General features: G+C 74.2%; 18 protein-coding genes and 2 pseudogenes. 12 read left to right on the top strand and 8 right to left on the bottom strand.

The genetic code is table 11. The features are described from left to right. The first annotated feature begins 94 nt into the window (after positions 1–94). The gene (locus EDC50_RS15380; protein WP_123771382.1) at positions 95–643 is read left to right on the top strand and encodes a UPF0149 family protein; all 549 of its coding nucleotides are present in this window, start codon (positions 95–97) and stop codon (positions 641–643) included. A gap of 123 nt (positions 644–766) precedes the next feature. Next, complete coding sequence (locus EDC50_RS15375; protein WP_123771381.1) at positions 767–2,095, top strand: aminopeptidase P N-terminal domain-containing protein; 1,329 nt, start codon at positions 767–769, stop codon at positions 2,093–2,095. Positions 2,096–2,341: 246 nt separating this feature from the next. Here EDC50_RS15375 and pepQ read toward each other — a convergent pair whose 3' ends face one another. The 8 genes and pseudogenes from pepQ to rph all read right to left on the bottom strand — a co-directional run bounded on the left by pepQ (position 2,342) and on the right by rph (position 9,892). Next, positions 2,342–3,661: a Xaa-Pro dipeptidase gene (gene pepQ, locus EDC50_RS15370; RefSeq protein WP_123771380.1), complete on the bottom strand. Its 1,320-nt coding sequence runs from the start codon at positions 3,659–3,661 to the stop codon at positions 2,342–2,344. 73 nt (positions 3,662–3,734) lie between these two features. Beyond that, positions 3,735–4,091, bottom strand: coding sequence for a PilZ domain-containing protein (locus EDC50_RS15365; RefSeq protein ID WP_123771379.1), 357 nt, complete (start codon positions 4,089–4,091; stop codon positions 3,735–3,737). Then, positions 4,088–6,301, bottom strand: coding sequence for a DUF1631 family protein (locus EDC50_RS15360; protein WP_123771378.1), 2,214 nt, complete (start codon positions 6,299–6,301; stop codon positions 4,088–4,090). Before EDC50_RS15360 ends, EDC50_RS15365 begins: the two co-directional genes overlap by 4 nt. Positions 6,302–6,454: 153 nt before the next feature. Next, a pseudogene (gene hemW, locus EDC50_RS15355) lies at positions 6,455–7,609 on the bottom strand (radical SAM family heme chaperone HemW); the annotation flags it as partial. Between the two features lie 30 nt (positions 7,610–7,639). Then, positions 7,640–8,230 (bottom strand): hypothetical protein, encoded by a 591-nt coding sequence (locus EDC50_RS15350; RefSeq protein WP_123771376.1) that lies wholly within the window; start codon positions 8,228–8,230, stop codon positions 7,640–7,642. Further along, positions 8,227–8,820, bottom strand: coding sequence for an RdgB/HAM1 family non-canonical purine NTP pyrophosphatase (rdgB, locus tag EDC50_RS15345; protein ID WP_123771375.1), 594 nt, complete (start codon positions 8,818–8,820; stop codon positions 8,227–8,229). The genes EDC50_RS15350 and rdgB overlap by 4 nt, the downstream gene beginning before the upstream one ends. Positions 8,821–8,915: 95 nt before the next feature. Then, positions 8,916–9,086, bottom strand: a pseudogene (locus EDC50_RS15340) (VOC family protein); the annotation flags it as partial. A gap of 41 nt (positions 9,087–9,127) precedes the next feature. Then, positions 9,128–9,892: a ribonuclease PH gene (gene rph, locus EDC50_RS15335; RefSeq protein WP_123771374.1), complete on the bottom strand. Its 765-nt coding sequence runs from the start codon at positions 9,890–9,892 to the stop codon at positions 9,128–9,130. Positions 9,893–9,959: 67 nt separating this feature from the next. Here rph and EDC50_RS15330 point away from each other — a divergent pair, with 67 nt between their 5' ends. The 10 genes from EDC50_RS15330 to EDC50_RS15285 all read left to right on the top strand — a co-directional run bounded on the left by EDC50_RS15330 (position 9,960) and on the right by EDC50_RS15285 (position 21,014). Next, entirely contained in the window at positions 9,960–10,835 is an 876-nt protein-coding gene (locus tag EDC50_RS15330) for a YicC/YloC family endoribonuclease (RefSeq protein ID WP_123771373.1), read from the top strand. Continuing rightward, complete coding sequence (locus EDC50_RS15325) at positions 10,832–11,377, top strand: GNAT family N-acetyltransferase (RefSeq protein WP_123771372.1); 546 nt, start codon at positions 10,832–10,834, stop codon at positions 11,375–11,377. Before EDC50_RS15330 ends, EDC50_RS15325 begins: the two co-directional genes overlap by 4 nt. Then, positions 11,374–11,991, top strand: a complete 618-nt coding sequence (gene gmk / locus EDC50_RS15320; protein WP_123771371.1) for a guanylate kinase — start codon at positions 11,374–11,376, stop codon at positions 11,989–11,991. Before EDC50_RS15325 ends, gmk begins: the two co-directional genes overlap by 4 nt. A gap of 306 nt (positions 11,992–12,297) precedes the next feature. Continuing rightward, complete coding sequence (gene rpoZ / locus EDC50_RS15315) at positions 12,298–12,597, top strand: DNA-directed RNA polymerase subunit omega (RefSeq protein WP_123771370.1); 300 nt, start codon at positions 12,298–12,300, stop codon at positions 12,595–12,597. Positions 12,598–12,742: 145 nt separating this feature from the next. Beyond that, positions 12,743–14,932, top strand: a complete 2,190-nt coding sequence (locus EDC50_RS15310) for a RelA/SpoT family protein (protein WP_123771369.1) — start codon at positions 12,743–12,745, stop codon at positions 14,930–14,932. Positions 14,933–15,197: 265 nt separating this feature from the next. Then, the gene (locus EDC50_RS15305) at positions 15,198–15,581 is read left to right on the top strand and encodes a RidA family protein (protein WP_123771368.1); all 384 of its coding nucleotides are present in this window, start codon (positions 15,198–15,200) and stop codon (positions 15,579–15,581) included. Between the two features lie 186 nt (positions 15,582–15,767). Then, positions 15,768–17,912 (top strand): ATP-dependent DNA helicase RecG, encoded by a 2,145-nt coding sequence (gene recG, locus EDC50_RS15300; protein WP_123771367.1) that lies wholly within the window; start codon positions 15,768–15,770, stop codon positions 17,910–17,912. 187 nt (positions 17,913–18,099) lie between these two features. After that, positions 18,100–19,089 carry a glucokinase gene (locus EDC50_RS15295; RefSeq protein WP_123771366.1) on the top strand — a complete coding sequence of 330 codons (990 nt, stop codon included), beginning with the start codon at positions 18,100–18,102 and terminating at the stop codon, positions 19,087–19,089. Positions 19,090–19,230: 141 nt separating this feature from the next. Next, positions 19,231–20,253, top strand: coding sequence for a glycosylasparaginase (locus EDC50_RS15290; RefSeq protein ID WP_123771365.1), 1,023 nt, complete (start codon positions 19,231–19,233; stop codon positions 20,251–20,253). Beyond that, positions 20,250–21,014, top strand: a complete 765-nt coding sequence (locus EDC50_RS15285) for a copper homeostasis protein CutC (protein WP_123771364.1) — start codon at positions 20,250–20,252, stop codon at positions 21,012–21,014. Before EDC50_RS15290 ends, EDC50_RS15285 begins: the two co-directional genes overlap by 4 nt. Positions 21,015–21,123: the final 109 nt, after the last annotated feature.

The raw sequence follows: 21,123 nt of genomic DNA, 5'->3' as shown, positions 1-21,123 counted from the left end.
CGGCGCCGCGCCGCGTGGAGCCGCGGCGCCGACGCGGGCTGCCCGCGCCGGCGTTAGGCCCTACACTGCGGGTTTCCCGTCCCGATCGACGCCCGTGACCGCTCTCGAACTTCCCGCCATCGCCGCCGTCGCGGCCGAAAGCCGCCGCCTCGGCCTGGCCGCCTCGCCCTCGGAACTGCACGGCGCGCTGTGCGGCTGGCTCGCCGGCGGCGGCGCCTCGCTGCGCGAATGGCCGGCCAAGGTGCTCGCCGAGGAGGCCGCGCCGGTGCCGGAGGAGGGCGGCGCCCTCGACGGCCTGCGCCTGGCCAGCGCCGCGCAGCTGGAAGACCGCAGCTTCGATTTCGCCCTGCTGCTGCCGGAGGCCGAGGCCTCGCTCGGCGAGCGCAGCGGCGCGCTGTTCGACTGGTGCCGCGGCTTTCTCGGCGGCTTCGGCCTGGCGGCGGGCGCCAAGCCGCCGCTGTCGGACGAAAGCCGCGAGGCGCTGGCCGACCTGGCCAAGCTCGCCGCCGCGCAGGCGCAGAGCGAGGGCGACGAGGAAGACGAGGAGGCGCTGGCCGAGATCGAGGAATTCGTCCGCGTCGCGGCGCTGCTGCTGCACGGCGACTGCGTGCTGGCGGCGCGGCGGCGGCAGAAGCTGAACTGAGCGGGCGTCGTTTTCGCGCGGCCGCGGCGGCGGTGGCCGGCGCGGCGGGGACGGCGCCCGCGGACCGGCGCTCGGACCGCGAAGCCCGCGCGGGCGCCACGGCAAGAAGCGATTGGCAATGCAATGAACAAACCCCTCGCCATTCCCGCCAAGACCTACGCGCGGCGTCGCCGGCAACTGATGCGCATGGCCGGCGACGACGCGATCCTGGTGCTGCCGGCCGCGCCCGAGCGCATCCGCAGCCGCGACACGCATTACCCGTACCGGCAGGATTCCGACCTGCTGTACCTGACCGGCTTTCCCGAACCGGAGGCGGTGCTGGTGCTGGTGCCGGGGCGCCGCCACGGCGAGACCCTCCTGTTCTGCCGCGAGCGCGACCCCGAGCGCGAGCGCTGGGACGGGCCACGCTACGGCCCCGAGGGCGCGGTGGAGGCGTTCGGCCTCGACGACGCCTACCCGATCGCCGACCTCGACGACATCCTGCCCGGCCTGCTGGAAGGCCGCTCGCGCGTGTACTACCACTTCGGCCGCGACCAGGAGTTCGACCTCAAGCTGATCGGCTGGCTCAACCGCGTGCGCGCGCTGGTGCGGCAGGGCGCGCAACCGCCGCACGAGTTCCTCGAGCTGGGCCACCTGCTCGACGAGTTGCGCCTGTTCAAGGACCGCGACGAGCTGAAGCTGATGCAGCGCGCCGCCGAGATCAGCGTGCGCGCGCACCAGGCGGCGATGCGCGCCGCGCGGGCGGGCGTCCACGAGTACGAGCTGCAGGCGGAGGTCGAGCGCGTGTTCCGCATGCACGATGCCGAGCCGGCCTACGGCAGCATCGTCGGCGCCGGCGCCAACGCCTGCGTGCTGCACTACCGCGCCAACGCCGCGCAGGCGCGCGACGGCGAACTGGTGCTGATCGACGCCGGCGCCGAATACCGCGGCTACGCCGCCGACATCACCCGCACCTTCCCGGTCAACGGCCGCTTCAGCCGGGAGCAGCGCGCGCTGCACGACCTGGTGGGCGCGGCGCAGGCCGCGGCGCTGGCGCAGGCGCGCCCCGGCGTGCCGTACGAGGCCGGGCACCGCGCCGCGGTGGAGACGCTGACCGAAGGCCTGCTGCGGCTCGGGCTGCTCAAGGGCAAGCTGGAGAAGCAGCTCGCCGACGGCGGTTACAAGCGCTTCTACCCGCACAAGACCGGCCACTGGCTCGGCCTGGACGTGCACGACGTCGGCGAGTACCGCATCGACGGCGAGTCGCGCCTGCTCGAGCCGGGCATGGTGTTCACCATCGAGCCCGGGCTGTACGTGGCGCCCGACGACGGCACGGTCGACCCGAAATGGCGCGGCATCGGCATCCGCACCGAGGACGACGTGCTGATCACCCGCGAAGGCCACCGTGTGCTGACCGCCGGCCTGGCGCGCAGCGCGGACGAGATCGAGGCGTTCATGGCGGCGCGGGGCTGACGTGGCGGGCTGATCCGTCGCGCCCGCGGCGGCCGTTCCGCCGCCGGCGGGACGAGCGCCCGGGTGCCGCGGCATCGCCACGGCGCACGGCGTATCGCGCGGCGCCCACGATCGGGTCCCTGTGGCGCTTCGGCGGCCCGCGCCGCGAGGGTGCGGGCGCGGACTGGGCCCGGCCGGAAACGGGGCCGCCCGGTCCGCCCTCGCGAACGCCCGGCCCCTGCCCGCGGGCGGGACCGGCCCGCCGGGTCACGCCTCGGCGAACGCCTCGCGGGTCAGGTTGATCGGCTCGGCCTCGGTGCAGACCACGTCGTCCTCGATGCGGATGCCGCCGAAGGGCTTGAACGCGTCGACGCGTTCCCAGTCGACGCTGTCGCCATGGCCGTTCTTCTTCACCTCCTCCAGCAGCATGTCGATGAAGTAGAGGCCCGGTTCGATCGTCACCGCCATGCCCGGCTCCAGCGTGCGGGTCAGGCGCAGGTAGGGATGGCCCTCGGGCTTGGGGATCGTGCCGCCGGCGTCGGACGCGGCGAAGCCGGCCACGTCGTGCACCTGCAGGCCGATGCCGTGGCCGATGCCGTGCGGGAAGAACGCGCTGCTGACGCCGGTGGCGAGCGCGGCTTCGGGCGAGGCCTTGATCACGCCGAACTCCTTGAGGATGCCGGCCAGCGCCAGGTGCGCGTCGAGGTGGATGCGCTTGTAGTCGGTGCCGGCGCGGACCTGCTCGCACATCGCGCGCTGCGCCGCGTCGACCGCGTCGATCAGCGCCTGGAACTCGCTCCCGGTGTCGCGCGCGTAGGTGCGGGTGATGTCGCAGGCGTAGCCGTGGAACGCCGCGCCGGCGTCGATCAGGAAGCTGCGGATCTCCCGCGGCGGCACCCGGTCGCGATCGTGGTAGTGCAGCACCGCGGCGTGCTCGTTGAGGCAGACGATGTTGCTGTAGGGCAGGTCGTTCGCGTCCTGGCCGGCGGCCTGGCAGTACGCCAGGTGGATGCCGAACTCGCTGGCGCCGGCGCGGAACGCGCGCTCGGCGGCGCGGTGCGCGCGCACGCCGATGCGGCTGGCCTCGCGCATCATCGCGACTTCGTACGGGGTCTTGTGGGCGCGGTGGTATTCCAGGTAGTTCACGACCGCGGGCGGATTGTTCGGCACGTGGTCGCGCAGCGCGCTCTGCGGCTCGCCGAGGATGGCGCAGCGCGCCGGGTCGGCCGGCAGGTGCTGCAGCGCTTCCTCGGCGGTGCGGATCACCACGACGTCGAAATGCTCGACCCAGTAGCCGCCCGGCGCCTGCGGCACCGCGTGCCAGTAGTCGAACGGCTGCAGGTAGATCAGCTTCGGCCGCTGCCCCGGCGTCGCCACCAGCCAGCTGCCCGGGTTGCGGGTCAGCGGCACCCAGGCCTTGAACTGCGGGTTGACCGCGTAGGGATAGTCGCGATCGTCGAAGAACTGGTAGTGCAGCGTACCGCTGGGCACGACCAGGTGGTCGAAGCCGCCGCGGGCCAGCGCCTCGGCGGTGCGGCGCTGCAGTTCGGCGAGATGGGCGGCGTAGAGCGGGGCGAAATCGGTCATGGACGCGCGAACGGTTGGGCTTGCGCGCATTCTGCCGCAAACGCCGCGCGCCGGCCTTTGCCGCGGCGGGCGCTCAGCCGGGCGCCTGCGCGCGTTCCTGCGCCCGCAGCCATTCGCGCAGCTGCTCCAGCTCGCGGTCGAGGATGTGGATGAAGCGGAAGCCCGCCCAACTCTGCCCCGGCATGGCGGCGCGCTCCTGCCACAGCAGGTGCGCGCCGACCTCGATCGGCGGCCGCCGGGTCGATTCGTGCAGGCTGAAACGCAGCTGGTACAGCGCGTCGTCCGCCAGCGGCGCGTTCGCGATCAGCAGCATGCCGGTCTCGGAAATGTTGCCGAGCTGGCCGACCACCGCATCGGTCATGGTGTCGACCACCTGCACGTAGTCGTCGACGGCGTAGCGCGGCGCGCGCCGGTATTCCTGGGGGCTCATGCGTTCTCCTCCGCGTCGTGCCGGCCCGGGTCGAGCGCGGCGAGCGTCGCCCGCCAGGCGCGGTCGAGCAGGCGCCCCTCCCGGGCCTCGACCACGCGGGCGCGACCGGCGGCCATGCTGCGCGCCAGCTCGTCCAGCCCCAGCTCGCACACGCGCTGCCCGCGCGCATTGACGAACAGCGCCTGCTGCGTGACCGCGCTGTGCCACGACAGGCGCCGGCGCAGCACTTCCCCGGGCGCGTCGCCGTCGAACTCGAACCAGGTGCCGGGCGGCAGCGCGCGCAGGCGCCGCCAGCAGCGTTCGGTCTCCGCGTCGCGCGGCGCCGGGGCGGACGCCGCCGGGGCGTCCTCGCCGAGCCGCGCGCGCGACTTCAGCCTGAGCGCGAGCTGCGTGCGCGAAGCCTCGTCGCCGCCGAGGCCGAGCAGCTGCCGCGCGATCGCGCCGGCGTCCTCGCCGTGATGGCCGACCAGGGTCAGCGCGTGCTCCACCGCCACTTCCAGCTGCGCCGGCGCCGGCGACGGCGGCTGCGCGTGCGCGGCGACGATCCGTTCGGTGGCCTGCAGCTGCTCGCGCCAGGCCGGCGAATCCTCGCCGTGGCGCAGCAAGGTCAGGGTCAGCACGTCGAGCCATGCCTGCTGCAGCAGGCCGTGCACGAACCGGGGCAGCGGCCGCTCCCCGAGCATGCCGGCGAGCGCCCCGGCGGCGCGGCGCTTGGCGTCGGCCAGGCGTTCCTTGCCGCGCGCGGCCTCGACGTGGCGGCGTTCGGCCAGTTCGGCCTTGCGCGCGACCAGGCGCAGGTGCTCGTGCAGTTCGTCGCGCGCCGCCTGGAACGCGGCCGCGGTGTCGTCGGGCTGCCGCAGCACCTGCTCGACCGCGTGCCGCAATTGCTCGTCCAGGTGCGGATCGAGCTCCTCCCACGGCAGCCAGCGCGCGCCGGCTTCGGCCACGGCCTCGAGCAACTGCCGCGCCGGATGGCCGTTGCGGACGAACAAGGTGCGGTCCTGCAGCGCCGCGCGCAGCAGCGGCAGGCGCAGGCGCGCGATCAGCTCGCCGGCCGCGGCGCCGGGGCGCAGTTCGCGCTCGATCCGGGCGAGGAACAGCTCGAGCAGGTCGAGCGCGTCCTGGTCGTCGCCGGCCAGGCCGGCTTCGGCGCCGTAGCGCTGCCGCGCCAGCGCCAGCAGGTGCCGGCGCAGATCGGCCAGCTCCGGCGCCGGCGCGTCCGGCGCCCGCGAGCGCTGCAGCGCGGCGAGCGCATCCAGCGCCTCGCCGGTCGGCAGCGCGGGCCGTTCGGGCTGCTGCGGGGCGCGCAGGCGCTGCAGCGCCTGGCGGCGGCGCGCGAGCAGCTGCCGCAGCGGCGCGAAGGCGTCGGCGCGCTCCTCCTCGTCCAAGCCGAGCCAGCCGGTGAGCGGGCGCCCTTCCGCCGGCGCCGCCGGTTCGCGGGCGTCGGGCGGGCGCCCGGGGGCCGCGCGCGCCTCGCCGGCCGCTTGCGGCCGCGGCCGCGGGCGCAACGGCACGTAGGCGAGCCCCGGGAGCACGCCCTCGCGCGCGAGCAGTTCGTTGAGCGTCTCCAGCCACGCCGGATATTCGGCCAGCGCGGTCTCGTCGTACGCCCGGTACAGCTGCAGCCGCGCCTCGCGGCCGGTGGGCAGCGCCTGCATCGCCTCGCCGAGCATCCGCACCAGCCGGTACGGCCCCAGCGGCAGGCGCTCGGGGTCGAACGCCGGCGCGCCGGCGAGCACGCCGAAGCGCTGGCCGAGCAGCAGCAGCGGCAACGCCGCGCGGCGTTCGTGGCGCACCGCGATCGTGCGCTGCAGGCTGTCCTCCTCGACCTCGTCGTGCTCGACCAGGCGCAGCTCGTGGAAGCTGGGCCGCGCGGTCGGCCCGCGCGCGGGCGCGGGTTCGCGGATCGCCGCCAGCGCGCTCTCCAGCTCGGCCAGGCAGCGCGGCGCCAGGTCGGCGCGGTGGCGCCGGGTCGCGCGCAGGGTCTCGAGCAGGCCCTGGCGCTGCTCCGGGCGCCGCGCCTGGTCGGCCTGGCGCAGCAGGCGCCGCTCGTACTCGTCCAGCGCCAGGTCCAGCTGGCGCGCGACCGGGCCGGCCGCCGCGGCGTGGAGCCGCTCCAGCACCCCGCGCACCCGCGGCGGCAACGCCGCGTTCGCCAGCGTCGCGCGCGGACGGTACGGACTGCCCAGGGGGTGAGGGGAGGCGGTCATCTGGAGCTCCTGTGTCAAGGCGACCCGCCGTGCCCGGCGACCGCGCGGCGCCGGCGCGGCTCAGTCGGGCCCGGCGCGGCGCACCGTTTCGGCCGAGACGGCGCCAGTATCGCCCGGCCGGGTTCGCTCCGATGTGTTATCGGCCACATCGTCCAGGAATAGAGCGATCGCGTCGTTGGCGAAGCGCAGGCCGAGTTCGGTCGGCCGCACCCGCGCGCCGTCGGTCTCCAGCCAGCCGGCGTCCACCGCCTCGGCCAGTTGCGGCGCGATCGCCGCCCGCGGCAGGCCGGTGCGCGCCTCGAACAGCTCCAGGGCGAAGCCTTCGGCCAGGCGCAGCGCGTTGAGCATGAACTCGAACGGCCGTCGCGCCGGCTCGACCCGCTCGTCGCCGCCGACCGCCTCGGCGCGGCCGGCCTGGGCCAGGTACTGCGCGGGATGCTTGACCTTCCAGCGGCGCAGGATCGCCTGCTCGGCGCCGAGGGTCAGCTTGCCGTGCGCGCCCGCGCCGATGCCCAGGTAGTCGCCGTAGCGCCAGTAGTTGAGGTTGTGCGCGCACTGCCGGCCCGGGCGCGCGTAGGCGCTGATCTCGTACTGCGCGTAGCCGGCCTCGGCGAGCCGGGCCTGGCAGCGTTCCTGCATGTCCCAGGCGGTGTCGTCGTCGGGCAGGCCCGCCGGCGGCCGCGCCGCGAACAGGGTGTTCGGTTCCAGGGTGAGCTGGTAATGGCTCAGGTGCGCCGGTTGCAGCGCCAGCGCGCGTTCCAGGTCGCGCTCGGCCATCGCCGGGTCCTGGCCGGGCAGGGCGTACATCAGGTCCAGGTTGAGGTTGTCGAAACCCGCGTCCTGGGCCTGCTTGACCGCGCTTTCCGCCTCGGCGCCGTCGTGGATGCGGCCGAGCCGGCGCAGGCAGCCGTCGTCGAAGCTCTGGATGCCGAAGCTGAGCCGGTTCACGCCGGCGGCGCGGTAGGCCTCGAAGCGGCCGTGCTCGGCGGTGCCGGGGTTGGTCTCGAGCGTGATCTCGCATCCGGGCGCGAAGCGCAGCCGCCCGCTGGCGCCCTGCAGGAAGCGGTCGATCGCTTCCGAGGGGAACAGGCTCGGCGTGCCGCCGCCGAAGAACACCGAGTGCACGGTGCGGCCCCAGACCAGCGGCAGGTCGTGGTCGAGGTCGGCGAGCAGGGCGTCGACGTAGGGCTCGAACGGCGCCGCGCCGCGCGCCTCGTGCGAATTGAAGTCGCAGTACGGGCACTTGCGCACGCACCAGGGCAGGTGCACGTACAGCGACAGCGGCGGCGGCGTCAGCACGGGATTCACGGCAGGAAGATGGCGGCGGGCGTCCGCTTTTCAAACGCGATGGTGGCGGTGCCGCCGGGGGCGCTTGGTACGGCGCGGCTCGGGCGCGCGCGGCGCGGGGACGACCGGGCGGTACAGCGCCCGCAGCGCCGGATCCAGCGGCACGTCCGGCTGCGCCTGCAGGATCGCGCGCACCAGCGCCTGCATCAGCGGCGAGTCGCCGCCGCCGCGGTAGACGTTGTCCATCACGTCGACGACGCGCCAGCGCCGGCCCGGAGCCGGCGCCACGGACACGAACAGATGGCTCACCATGCTGCGGCGCACGTCGCGCCAGGAGCGGAAGCCGATGGCGACGACGTCGCGCGCATGGAAGGCGCGCAGGCGGAAGCCCGCCGCCGCGCTGCGCACCTCGATGCGGCCGTCCGCGTGCAGGACGACGCGTTGCCAGCAGACCAGGTAGCCCAGTCCCGCGGCCATCGCCAGGAACGCAGGCGCCACCACCAGCAGGCTGTCGAGGTCGCGCGCCGATCCGGTGAACCACGAGCACGCGGCGACCAGGCCGAGCGCGGCGACCGTCAGCGCCAGCATTTCCGGCATCAGCCGCCAGCCGGTGGCGAATACCTGCGGCGCGTCGTCGTTCATGCCGGCTGCAGCCGCGCGCGCAGGGCCGCCAGCGCGCGACCGCGATGGCTGAGGCGGTTCTTCAGCCCGGCCTCCAGTTCGGCCGCGGCGCGGCCCAGCGCGGGGTCGAAGAACACCGGGTCGTAGCCGAAGCCGCCGTCGCCGCGGCGCGCATGCAGGATGCGCCCCGGCCAGAGGCCCTCGGCGATGATCGGCTGCGGGTCCTCGGCGTGGCGCAACAGCACGATGACCGCGTAGAAGTGCGCTCCGCGGCGTTCGTCCGGTACGTCCTTCAGCGCCTCGAGCAGCTTGTCGATGTTGGCTTCGGCGTCGCCGTGGCGGCCGGCGTAGCGCGCCGAATACAGCCCCGGCGCGCCGCCGAGCGCATCCACGCACAGGCCGGAATCGTCGGCCAGCGCCGGCAGCCCGGTCGCGCGCGCGGCATGGCGCGCCTTCAGCAGCGCGTTCTCGACGAAGGTCAGCCCGGTCTCGTCGGCGTCGCGCACGCCGAGCTCGCCCTGGGGCACCATCTCGACGCCGCTGCCGGCGAGCAGTTCGCGGAACTCGCGCAGCTTGCCGGGGTTGCCGCTGGCGATCACCCATTTGTTCACGTTTCCGGTCCCGTGATGTGGAGGCGGGCCGCGGCCCGCCGGCGAAAGGGTCGATAGTGTGCCGCGTACGCGGGCCGTTCGCCCGGGTCGCCGGCTCACGCGTTCGGCTGCAGCAGGTCCCAGCGGTTGCCGTACAGGTCCTCGAACACCGCCACCGTGCCATACGGCTCCTCGCGCGGCGCTTCGCGGAAGGCCACGCCGTGCGCACGCATGCGCGCGTGGTCGCGGGCGAAGTCGTCGGTATGCAGGAAGAAGCCGACCCGGCCGCGCCCCGCCAGTTCTCGCTAGCCCACCACGACGCCCGGTCTCAGCGCGCCAACGCCTCGCGTTGCAGCGCGATCAGCTCGGCGATGCCCGCCTCCGCCAGCGCCGTCATCGCGGCCAGTTCCTCGCGCCGGAACGCGTGCCCCTCCGCCGTGCCCTGCAGTTCGATGAAGCCGCCGCCGTCGTTCATGACCACGTTCATGTCGGTGTCGCAGTCGCGGTCCTCGGCGTAGTCCAGGTCCAGCACCGGCACCCCGCGCCAGATTCCGACCGAAACCGCGGCCACCGCGCCGAACACCGGGTCGCGCGCGATCTCGCGCCGCGCCAGCAACCCGCGCACCGCGTCGACCAGGGCGACGTACGCGCCGGTGATCGCCGCGGTGCGGGTGCCGCCGTCGGCCTGCAGCACGTCGCAGTCGAGGGTGATGGTGCGCTCGCCGAGCAGCTTGCGGTCCACGCAGGCGCGCAGCGCGCGGCCGATCAGGCGCTGGATCTCCAGCGTGCGTCCGCCCTGCTTGCCGCGCGCGGCCTCGCGTTCGTTGCGGGTATGGGTGGCGCGCGGCAGCATGCCGTACTCGGCGGTCACCCAGCCCTCGCCCTTGCCGCGCAGGAACGCGGGCACCTTGTTCTCGACGCTGGCGGTGCACAGCACCCGGGTGTCGCCGAAGGCGATCAGCACCGAGCCCTCGGCGTGGCGGGTGTAGCCGCGTTCGATGCGCACCTCGCGCAGTTGCGCCGGGGCGCGGCCGCTGGGGCGGGCGATGCCACCGGCCGGCGGGCCGGCGGGCGGAGCGGGAGTGCCGGTCATGGCCATGGGTACCGTTCGGATGGCCGGCGAGTTTACCATTCGCTCCCTGTCGGCCTTGGATTTCCCGATGATCCGCAGCATGACCGCGTTCGCGTCCGGCGAACGCGCCACGCCCTCGGGCACGCTCGCCTGCGAGCTGCGCTCGGTCAACCACCGCTTCCTCGAGCTCGGGGTGCGGCTGCCGGAGGAGCTGCGCGCGCTGGAACCGGCGCTGCGCGAACGCGTGGCCGCGCGCGTGGCGCGCGGCAAGCTCGACCTCAGCCTGCGCCTGCGCGCGCCGGAGGGCGAAGGCGCGCTGCGGCTCGATCCGACCCGGTTGCGGGAGCTGAGCGAACTGGCGCTCGACCTGGACGCGCGCTTCCCGCGCCTGCGCACCGGATTCACCGAACTGCTGCAGTTCCCCGGTGTGCTGCAGGCGCCGGCCGCGGATCCGGCCGCGCTGCAGGCCGAGGCGCTGGCCTTGCTGGACGCGGTGCTCGACGAGTTCGTCGCCACGCGCGAACGCGAGGGCGCCAAGCTGGCGGCGGCCATCTCCGAGCGCATCGACGGCATCGCCCGCATCGCCGCCGAGGTGCGCACGCTGATGCCGGCGATCCGCGCCGGACAGCGGGCCAAGCTGGAGGCGCGCCTGGCCGACCTGATGCAGGGCAACGGCCAGCCCCAGCTCGACCCCGGCCGCCTCGAGCAGGAACTGGTGCTGTGGCTGCAGAAGCTGGACGTGGACGAGGAGCTCGACCGCCTCGACGCCCACGTCGGCGAGGCGCGGCGCGTGCTGGGGCTGGAGGAGGCGGTCGGCCGCCGCCTCGACTTCCTGCTGCAGGAATTCAACCGCGAGGCCAACACGCTCGGCTCCAAGTCGGTCGACGCCCGCACCTCCGCCGCGGCGGTCGAGCTGAAGGTGTTGATCGACCAGATCCGCGAGCAGGCGCAGAACATCGAATGAGCGGGCAAGCGCACGTGGACGTCCGCCCCTGCGCGCCCGCCGACGCCGAGGCGCTGGCGCTGGTCGGGCGCGCCAGCTTCCTCGGGACCTTCGCCGGCGTGCTCGACGGCCGCGACATCCTGGCCCATTGCGAAAGCCGGCACGCGCCGGAGGCCTATCGCCGCTGGCCGGCCGGTCCGGGCTGCGCCGCGTGGCTCGCGGCCGCCGCGCCGGGCGGCGCCGCGGTGGGTGACCTGGTGCTGTCGCCCGCATCGTTGCCGCTGGAAGACCGCCGCGAGGACGACCTGGAGGTCAAGCGGGTCTACCTGCTGCATCGCTTCCAGGGCGGCGGCCTCGGGCGGCGGCTGATGGACGCCGCGGTCGCGCATCCGCGCGGCGCCGGCAGCCGGCGCTTGCGGCTCGGCGTGCGCGCCCGCAACCGGGCCGCGATCCGGTTCTGCCAACGATTCGGCAATCGCGCCGCGGGAAGCCGCCGTTTCCGGGCCGGCGACACCGCGTACGAGGACACGATCCTCGCATTCGACCTCCAGGAGCACGGATGAGAGGCACGCTCTTCATCGTCGCGGCGCCGTCCGGCGCCGGCAAAAGCAGCATCGTCAACGCGGTGCTCGCGCGGGATCCGAACATCTGCCTGTCGATCTCGTTCACCTCGCGCGCGCCGCGGCCGGGCGAGCGCCACGCCGAGCACTACCACTTCGTCAGCGAGGAGGAGTTCCAGCGCATGATCGACGCCGGCGACTTCTTCGAGTACGCCCGCGTGCACGGCGACTGGAAGGGCACCGCGCGGCAGTCGGTGGAGCCGCAGCTGGCTTCGGGCAAGGACGTGCTGCTGGAGATCGACTGGCAGGGCGCGCGCCAGGTGCGGGCCAAGGTGCCCGACGCGGTCAGCGTGTTCATCCTGCCGCCGTCGCGGCAGGCGCTGGAGCAGCGCATGCGCAGCCGCGGGCAGGACAGCGAGGCGGTGATCGCCCGGCGCCTGGCGGCCGCGCGCGAGGAGATGAGCCATTACGGCGAGTTCGACTACGTGATCGTCAACGAGACCTTCGCGGTCGCGGTCGAGGAGATGTGCGCGGTGTTCACCGCCAGCCGCCTGCGCCGCGACCAGCAGGTCGCGCGCCATGCGCGCCTGATCGGGCAATTGCTGACGGACGAATAGGGCGGCGGGCAGGCGCCGCGCGCGGCCGGAGGGGCCGTGCGGAGGCGGCGCGATGCAACGCGAGCCGGGCGGCGTTGGCCGCGGAGCCGGCCCGGCTCAGCCGGCGCCGCCGGATAGGCTGCGGGCATGTTCATCGCGCCCGCGTGCCCGCGCCCGCTTGCCTGCGGCCCCCGGCGCGCCGCGTCGCGCCTCGGCGAGGCTAACTGACTGATTCTTAAGGGGGCCCCTTGCGACAGCCCGCCCCCGCCGCTAGACTTCACGATCCCTCAGAGCCTGTTTGGGCGGCCCCCGGTCGCCAGGAGCCCCATGGCCCGCATTACCGTCGAAGATTGCCTGGAAGTGGTGAACAACCGCTTCGAACTCGTGATGATGGCCGCCAAGCGCGCGCGCCAGCTGTCCAACGGCGTCGAGCCGCAGCTGGACAACAGCGAGGCCAACGACAAGCCGACCGTGCTGGCGCTGCGCGAGATCGCCGCGCGCCGCATCGACCCGGAGTACATCGACGCCGTCGAGAAGGCCGAGCGCGAGCGCAAGGAGCGCGAGGCGCTGGAGTGGGCCGCCGCCGAGGTGGTCGCCGACGACGACCTCTCCAAGGGCGACGACTGAGTCCGCCCGCGGCCGCGCCTTCCGGGCGCGGCACCGCCGCGACGGGCACACCGCGACGGCTCCGCGACCCGGAGCCGTTCGCGTTTGCGGGCCGGCCCTTCGCGCGCATTTGCGCGTGCCGCAGCGGCGCGCGTAGATTCACGGCATGAGCCCCGCCGAACCGGCCAAACGCGAAGTTCCCGCTGCCGTGCCCGCCGCGGCGTTGCCGGAGTACGTGCGCGAACTCGACCACGCCGCCGGCTACCTGAGCGACGCCCAGCGCGAGCAGCTGCACCGCGCCTGGGCCGTCGGCGCCGCCGCCCATGCCGGGCAGACGCGCAAGTCCGGCGAGCCCTACATCACCCATCCGGTCGCGGTGGCCAAGGTCCTGGCCGAGCAGGGCCTGGACGTGGAGACGCTGATCGCGGCGATCCTGCACGACACCATCGAGGACACGCCGCTGACCCGCGAGGAGCTGGCGCGCGAGTTCGGCGAGACCGTCGCCGAGCTGGTCGACGGCGTCACCAAGCTCGACAAGCTGCAGTTCCGCGACCGCCAGGAAGCCACGGCGGAGAGCTTCCGCAAGATGCTGCTGGCGATGTCGCGCGACCTGCGCGTCATCCTGATCAAGCTCGCCGACCGCCTGCACAACATGCGCACGCTCGGCGCGCAGGGCGCGGAGGCGCGCACCCGCATCGCCCGCGAGACCCTGGAGATCTACGCGCCGATCGCCCAGCGCCTGGGCATGAACCTGATCAAGGCCGAACTCCAGGACCTGGGCTTCCGCGCCCTGCACCCTTGGCGCCACGCCGTGATCGAGAAGCGCATCCGCACCCAGCCGGTGGTGCGGCGCGAGGCGCTGGTGCAGATCGAGGCGCAGCTGGCGCAGCGCCTGGCCAAGGAGAAGGTGGTGCACCGGCTGGTCAGCCGGGTCAAGTCGCCGTGGAGCATCTACACCAAGATGCGCAGCGAGCACAAAAGCTTCGCCCAGGTGATGGACGTGTTCGGCTTCCGCATCGTCGTGCGCACCGTGCCGGACTGCTACCATGCGCTGGGCGTGGTGCACGCCGCGTACAAGCCGCTGGACGCGCGCTTCCGCGACTTCATCGCCATCCCCAAGGCGAACGGCTACCAGTCGCTGCACACGGTGCTGTTCGGGCCCTACGGCTCGCCGATCGAGGTGCAGATCCGCACCGAGGAGATGGACCTGATCGCCGAGCGCGGGATCGCCGCGCACTGGTCGTACAAGCACGGCGGCGACGGCCCGAACAGCGCGCAGAGCCGCGCGCACAGCTGGATCGCCGGGCTGGTCGAATCGCAGCGCGCCACCGGCTCGTCGCTGGAATTCCTCGAGAACGTCAAGGTGGACCTGTTCCCGGACGAGGTCTACCTGTTCACGCCCAAGGGCGACATCCTCGCCCTGCCGCGCAATTCCACCGCGCTGGACTTCGCCTACGCGGTGCACACCGACGTCGGCAACCAGGCCGTGGCCGCGCGGGTGGACGGCAAGCTGGCGCCGCTGCGCACCAAGCTGGCCAGCGGCCAGCGGGTCGAGATCATCACCGCCAAGTCGTCGACGCCGAAGCCGCAGTGGCTGGAGTTCGTGGTCTCCGGCAAGGCGCGCACCGCGATCCGCCAGCAGCTCAAGCAGCTCGAGCACGAGGATGCGGTGCAGCTGGGCCATCGCATGCTCGACCGCGCGCTCGAGGCGCTGGGCAACTCGCTCGACCGCATTCCCGCCGCGCGTTTGGACGCGTATCTGCACGAGCACCGCTACCCGCGCCTGGAGGCCCTGCTCGCCGACATCGCGCTCGGCAACCGCATGCCGCAGCAGGTCGCCCAGGCGCTGGCGCGCGAGGCGCCCGGCGCGCAGGCCGCGCCGGCCGCGCGAGGCGGGGAGCGCGAGCTGCGCTCGCAGGACAAGATCCTGATCACCGGCGCCGAGCGCGGCGTGATCAGCTTCGCCAATTGCTGCCTGCCGATTCCCGGCGACGAGATCATGGGCTATCACACCGCGGGCCGGGGCATCGTGGTGCACCGGCTCGATTGCCCGAACGTCGCCGACTACCGCAAGTCGCCGGACCGCTGGGTGCCGATCGGCTGGGACCGGCAGGTCGCCGGCGATTTCGCCGCGGCGCTGCGCATCGAGGTGGACAACCGGCCCGGCTCGCTGGCCCAGGTGGCGGCGGCGATCGCGGAGGCCGAATCGAACATCGACCGCGTCGAGTACCTGGAGCGCGACGCCAACGTCGCGGTGATGCGCTTCGCGATCGAGGTCGCGGACCGCCGCCACCTGGCCGACGTGATGCGGCGGGTGCGCCGGCTGCAGGTGGTGCTCGGCGTGCAGCGCATCTGAGGCGTCCGCCGTTGCAATCGTCGCGCGCGCCGGCCCCCGCTTTTCGCGCGTGTGCGGCGGCTGCAGGCGCAGCCGGATATGCGCTCGCGCGACGCGCCGTGGTGAATACGTCCATGCAGGCTCTTCGGCGGCATCCCTGCCATCGAAGTCCGCGCAAGCCCAAGCCCCGGCTGCGCGAGCCGTGGCGCGCGGAGAAAGGAGCTTCGCTCCGCCCCGACGACGGCTTATGCTTGGTCCGGTTCCGACCACGACCCCGATGCCGAACATGTCCCGCCAGATCATCCAGACCGACAAAGCCCCGGCCGCGATCGGCCCGTATTCGCAGGCCGTGCGCGTGGGCGACACCGTGTATCTGTCCGGACAGATCCCGCTCGACCCCGCCACCGGGCTGCTGGTCGAGGGCGACATCACCGCGCAGGCGCGGCGCGCGTTCGACAACCTGCGCGCGGTGTGCGAGGCGGCCGGCGGCTCGCTCGAGCGGATCGTGCGCCTCGGCCTGTATCTGACCGACCTCGACCATTTCGCCGCGGTCAACGCGGTGATGGGCGAATACTTCCGCGCCCCGTACCCGGCGCGTTCCACCATCGAAGTCTCGGCGCTGCCGCGCGGCGCCGGCTTCGAGGTCGACGCGGTGATGGTCCTGGACTGAGGTTTCGCCGCGGCAAGCAACGCCCCCGGAAAAGGACGAGGAACGCAGGGGCCGCTCGTTCCGCGCTTATCTGCAGTCGTTTCTCGGGGAAGCGCGGCGTTGGCCATCGCCGGGCGCGGCGATCCCCGACGCGAGGCTTCCCGCTTTCCTGTTTCCCGTCCGCGCCTTTCGCGGCATGCTTCGCCGATGCCGACCCGCCAGCACGGGGCTCCCGTCGAACTCCACCTGCAACCGATCAGCAGCCTGCGCGGGGCCGGGCCGCGCGTGGCCGAGAAGCTGGCGGCGCGCGGCCTGGGCACGCTGCAGGACCTGTGGCTGCTGCTGCCGCGGCAGTACGAGGACCGCACCGCGCTGACCCCGATCCGCGCGCTGCAACCCGGCGTGGCGGCGCAGATCGAAGGCCGGGTCGAGGCGGTCGAGCGCGGCTTCCGCTACCGGCCGACGCTGCGCGTGGCGATCGGCGACGGCTCGCGCGCGACGGTGGTGTTGCGCTTCTTCCATTTCCGCGCCGCGCAGGCCGCGCAGTTCCGCCCCGGTGCGCGGGTGCGTTGCTACGGCACGCCGCGGCCGGGGCTGCACGGGCTGGAGATCGTGCATCCGAGCTACCGCCTGCTCGACGACGAGGCCGAAGCCTCGCTCAGCGACACGCTCGACCCGGTGTACCCGGCCCTCGAAGGCGTCGGCCCGGCGGTGTTGCGGCGCCTGATCCAGCAGGCGCTGGAGCGGCTGCCCGACGAGGCCGCGCTGGAACTGCTGCCGGCCGAGTTGCGCGCCGGCTTCCGCCTGCCCTCGCTGCGCGAGGCGTTGCTGACCGTGCACCGGCCGCAGGCCGGCGACGACGTCGCCGCGCTGCTCGCCGGACGCCATCCGGCGCAGCGGCGGCTGGCGCTGGAGGAACTGCTCGCGCACCACCTCAGCCTGCGCCGCCAGCGCCTGGCGCAGCAGGCGCATGCCGCGCCGGCGCTGCGCGATGCCTCGCTGGCGGAGCGCCTGCGCGCGGCGCTGCCGTTCGCGCTGACCGGCGCGCAGCGGCGCGTGTTCGACGAGATCCGCGCGGACCTGGCGCGGCCGCGGCCGATGCTGCGGCTGGTGCAGGGCGACGTGGGCAGCGGCAAGACCGTGGTCGCGGCGCTGGCGGCGATGCTCGCGGTCGCCGCCGGCAAGCAGGCGGCGCTGATGGCGCCGACCGAACTGCTCGCCGAGCAGCACCTGGCCAACCTGCGCGGCTGGCTGGCGCCGCTCGGCGTGCGCGTGGCCTGGCTGGCCGGCAAGGTCACCGGCCGCGCGCGCGCGCAGACCCTGGCCCAGGTCGCCTCGGGCGAGGCGCAGGTGGTGGTCGGCACGCACGCGCTGATGCAGGAGGGCGTGGCGTTCCGCGACCTGGCGCTGGCGATCGTCGACGAGCAGCACCGCTTCGGCGTGCACCAGCGCCTGGCGCTGCGCGACAAGGGCGTCGGCGGCCGGGTCGGCGCCGGGGCCGTCGTGCCGCACCAACTGGTGATGACCGCCACGCCGATCCCGCGCACCCTGGCGATGGCCGCCTATGCCGACCTCGACGTGTCCTCGATCGACGAACTGCCGCCCGGCCGCACCCCGGTGCAGACCGTCGCGCTCGGCGCCGAGCGGCGGCCGGAGCTGATCGAACGGATCCGCCGGGCCTGCGCCGAAGGCCGGCAGGCGTACTGGGTATGCACGCTGATCGACGAGAACGAGGACGAGGGCAAGCCCGGCGGCGGCCACCGGGTCGAGGCGCAGGCGGCGCAAAGCGTGTACGAGGAGCTGTCCGCGCGCCTGCCGGAACTGCGCGTCGGCCTGGTGCACGGGCGGATGAAGCCGGCGCAGAAGCAGGCGGCGATGCAGGCGTTCAAGGCCGGCGCCACCGACCTGCTGGTCGCGACCACGGTGATCGAGGTCGGCGTCGACGTGCCCAACGCCTCGCTGATGATCGTCGAGAACGCCGAGCGGCTGGGCCTGGCCCAGCTGCACCAGTTGCGCGGCCGGGTCGGGCGCGGCCGCGCGGCGTCCACCTGCGTGCTGCTGTACCAGCCGCCGCTGTCGGCGATGGCGCGCGAGCGCCTGGCGACGATGCGCGAGACCAACGACGGCTTCGTCATCGCCGAGAAGGACCTGGAGCTGCGCGGTCCCGGCGAGCTGCTCGGCACCCGCCAGACTGGCCTGGCGGCGTTCCGGGTCGCCGACCTGGCCCGCGACGCCGACCTGCTGCCGCAGGTGCAGCGGATCGGCGAGCGCCTGCTGCAGCAGGCGCCGGAACAGGCCGAGCGCCTGGTCGCGCGCTGGGTCGGCGGCGCGGCGCGCTATGCCGGAGCGTGACCGGATGCCGCGCCGCGGCGTCGATCCACGCCGGCAATGGCCGCATAATTGCGAGCCCGTTCCCGGTCTGCGCCCCATGCCCATCGCCCGCGAGGAGCGGCCCGGCCCCGCCCGGTCCGGTCCGGCCCTGCAACCGCTCTGCGCAGCGGAGTCGGGCCTTCCGCCCACCGCCGTTCCGCCGCCCGCGATGGCCGACGCGGCTCCCGCCCGTTCCCCGTTGCGCCACGCCCAGCCGTTCCTCGCCGCCGACGTCGGCGGCACGCACGCGCGCCTGGGCCGGGTGCGGATCGACCGCGACGGGCGCGTGAGCGTGCTCGACTACCGCCGCTACGCCTGCGCCGAGCACCCCAGCCTGGCCGCGATCCTGCGCGACTTCGCCCAGGGCGCCGAGCACGCCGTGGTCGCGATCGCCGGGCGGCTGGACGGCGACGTGCTGGTCAACAGCAACCTGCCCTGGCCGGTGTCGCTGGAACGCACCCGGCGCGAGGCCGGCGTCCGCCACCTGGGGCTGCTCAACGATTTCGAGGCGGTGGCCTGCGCGATGCCCTACCTCGACCCCGGCGCGATCACCCGCGTCTGCGGCCCGGCGCGCTCGGCCGAGGGCCCGGTGCTGGTGCTCGGGCCCGGTACCGGCTTCGGCGCCTCGCTGCGTCTGCCCGGCGCCCCGCCGCGGGTGCTCGCCAGCGAGGCCGGCCATGCCGCGCTCGCCGCCGGCACCGGGCGCGAGCTGGCCCTGGTCGGGCAGCTGCTGCGGCAATGGCCGCACGTGGACAACGAACGGGTGCTGTCCGGCCCCGGCCTGCGCAACGCCTATCGCGCGCTGTGCGCGCTCGACGGCGTGGCGCCGCGGCTGGACACGCCGGAAGCGATCGCGGCGGCCGCGCTGGCGCGCAGCGACGCCCAGGCGCTCGAAGCGCTGCAGCTGTTCTGCGCGTTGCTCGGCAGCCTCGCCGGCGACCTGGCGCTCGCCTTCGGCGCCGACGCGGTGTACCTGGCCGGCGGCATCCCGGCGCAGATCAAGCCGTTCCTGCTCGAGAGCGACTTCGCCGCGCGCTTCCGCAACAAGGGCGTGCTGAGCGAAGTGCTGGCGCGGGTGCCGGTGTGGCTGGCCGAACACGGCCAGCTCGGCCTGGTCGGCGCCGCGGCCTGGTATTTCGAGCATTACGGCGAGCGCTGAGGTGCGCCGGCCCGCCATCGGCGAGGAATGCCGGTAACGACGCCGGCCCGGCCAGCGCGTGCGCCGGCAGGAGGCCGCCGAACCGGCTCGCGCGCGGCCTGCCCGTAGAATCGCGGCTTCCTCCCGCGCCACGCCCCGACCATGTCCGACCGTCGCCGATTCCTGAAGACCTCGCTCTGGGCCGCGGGCGCGCTCGCGCTGCCGGGCGCGCGCGCCGCCGCTGCGGGCGCGGCGCCCGCGCCGGCCGGGGCGCGCGTGGTCTCGACCTGGGATTTCGGCGTCGGCGCCAACGCCGCGGCGTGGCAGGTGCTCGGCGCCGGCGGCAACGCCCTCGATGCGGTCGAGGCCGGCGCGCGCTGGGCCGAGGGCGAGCTGTGCAACCCCACGGTCGGCCGCTGCGGCAACCCCGATCGCGACGGCGTGCTGACCCTCGACGCCAGCATCATGGCCGGCGACGGCCGCTGCGGCGCGGTCGCGTTCCTGCAGGACATCGCGCACCCGGTGTCGGTGGCGCGCGCGGTGATGGAGAAGACCCCGCACGTGATGCTGGTGGGCGAGGGCGCGCAGCGCTTCGCCGTGGCGCAAGGCTTCCCGAGGACGCCGCTGCTGACCGAACAGGCGCGCCGCGCCTGGCGCGAGTGGCGCAAGACCGCCGAGTACGCGCCGCAGATCAACGCCGAGCGCAGGCAGCGTCCGGGCGACCAGAGCAACCACGACACCCTCGGCATCCTCGCGCTCGACGCGCAGGGCCGGCTCGCCGGCGCCTGCACCACCAGCGGCATGGCGTGGAAGCTGCACGGCCGCGTCGGCGACAGCCCGATCGTCGGCGCCGGCCTGTACGTCGACGACGAGGTCGGCGCGGCCACCGCGTCCGGCGTGGGCGAGGAGATGATCCGCAACGCCGCCAGCTTCCTGGTGGTGGAACTGATGCGCCAGGGCCGCTCGCCGATGGACGCCTGCCGCGAGGCGATCGAGCGCGTGGTGCGCAAGCGCCCGGAGGCGAGCAAGCGCCTGCAGGTCTGCTTCCTGGCGTTGAACAAGCGCGGCGAGGTCGGCGCGTACGCGCTGCACAAGGGCTTCGTCTACGCGGTGCGCGACGCGGGACCGGGGCCGCACGACGCCCTGCGCGAGGCGGCGTCGGTCTACGCGACGGAACAGGTGTGAGCGCGCCGCCGCTGCTGGAGATCGCCGCCGGCTCGCTGGCCTCGGCGCTGGCCGCGCAGGACGGCGGCGCCGACCGGGTCGAGCTGTGCGAGAACCTCGGCGAGGGCGGCTGCACGCCGTCCTGCGGCACCATCGCGGTGGCGCGCGAGCGCCTGCGCATTCCGCTGTACGTGCTGATCCGCCCGCGCGGCGGCGACTTCCTCTACGACGGGTTCGAGCGCGAGGCGATGCTGCGCGACGTGGAAGCCTGCGTGCGCCTGGGATGCGACGGCGTGGTGATCGGCGCGCTGGACGCCGACGGCGAGGTCGACCTGCCGACCTGCCGCGAACTGGTCGCGGCCGCCGGCCCGCTCGGCGTCACCTTCCACCGCGCGCTGGACGCGGCGCGCGACCCGGCACGGGCGTTGGAAGCGGCGATCGCGCTCGGCTGCGAGCGGGTGCTGACCTCGGGCGGGCGGGCGACGGCGCCCGACGGCGCGGAGACGATCGCCGCGCTGGTGCGCCAGGCCGCCGGGCGGATCCGGATCATGGCCGGCGCCGGCATCGACGCCGGCAACGCCGCCGAACTGCGCCGGCGCAGCGGCGCGCACGAGTTCCACGCCTCGGCGCGCGCGCTGCGCCCGTCGCCGATGCGCCACCGGGTGGCACTGCCGGGCCTGGCCCCGGAGCGGATGCAGACCGAACGCGAGCGGGTCGCGGCGTTGCGGGCCGCACTGGCGCAGGACGGAGGCGGCGGAACGCCCGCCAGCGGAACTTCGTGAACTTCTTGTTGCGGCGCAGAATGCCAAGCGCCTCGGGGCATGTTTTGATTTAGATCGATCCAGTTGGAGGGGAGGAGCCGCCCGCCGCGGGCGGCTCTTTGAGGGACTG

It is taken from the genome of Vulcaniibacterium tengchongense, from assembly GCF_003814555.1.
GTDB classification, from domain to species: domain Bacteria; phylum Pseudomonadota; class Gammaproteobacteria; order Xanthomonadales; family Xanthomonadaceae; genus Vulcaniibacterium; species Vulcaniibacterium tengchongense.
Note: the sequence above shows the minus strand (reverse complement) of the source record. Positions and strands in the feature narration are given on the sequence as shown.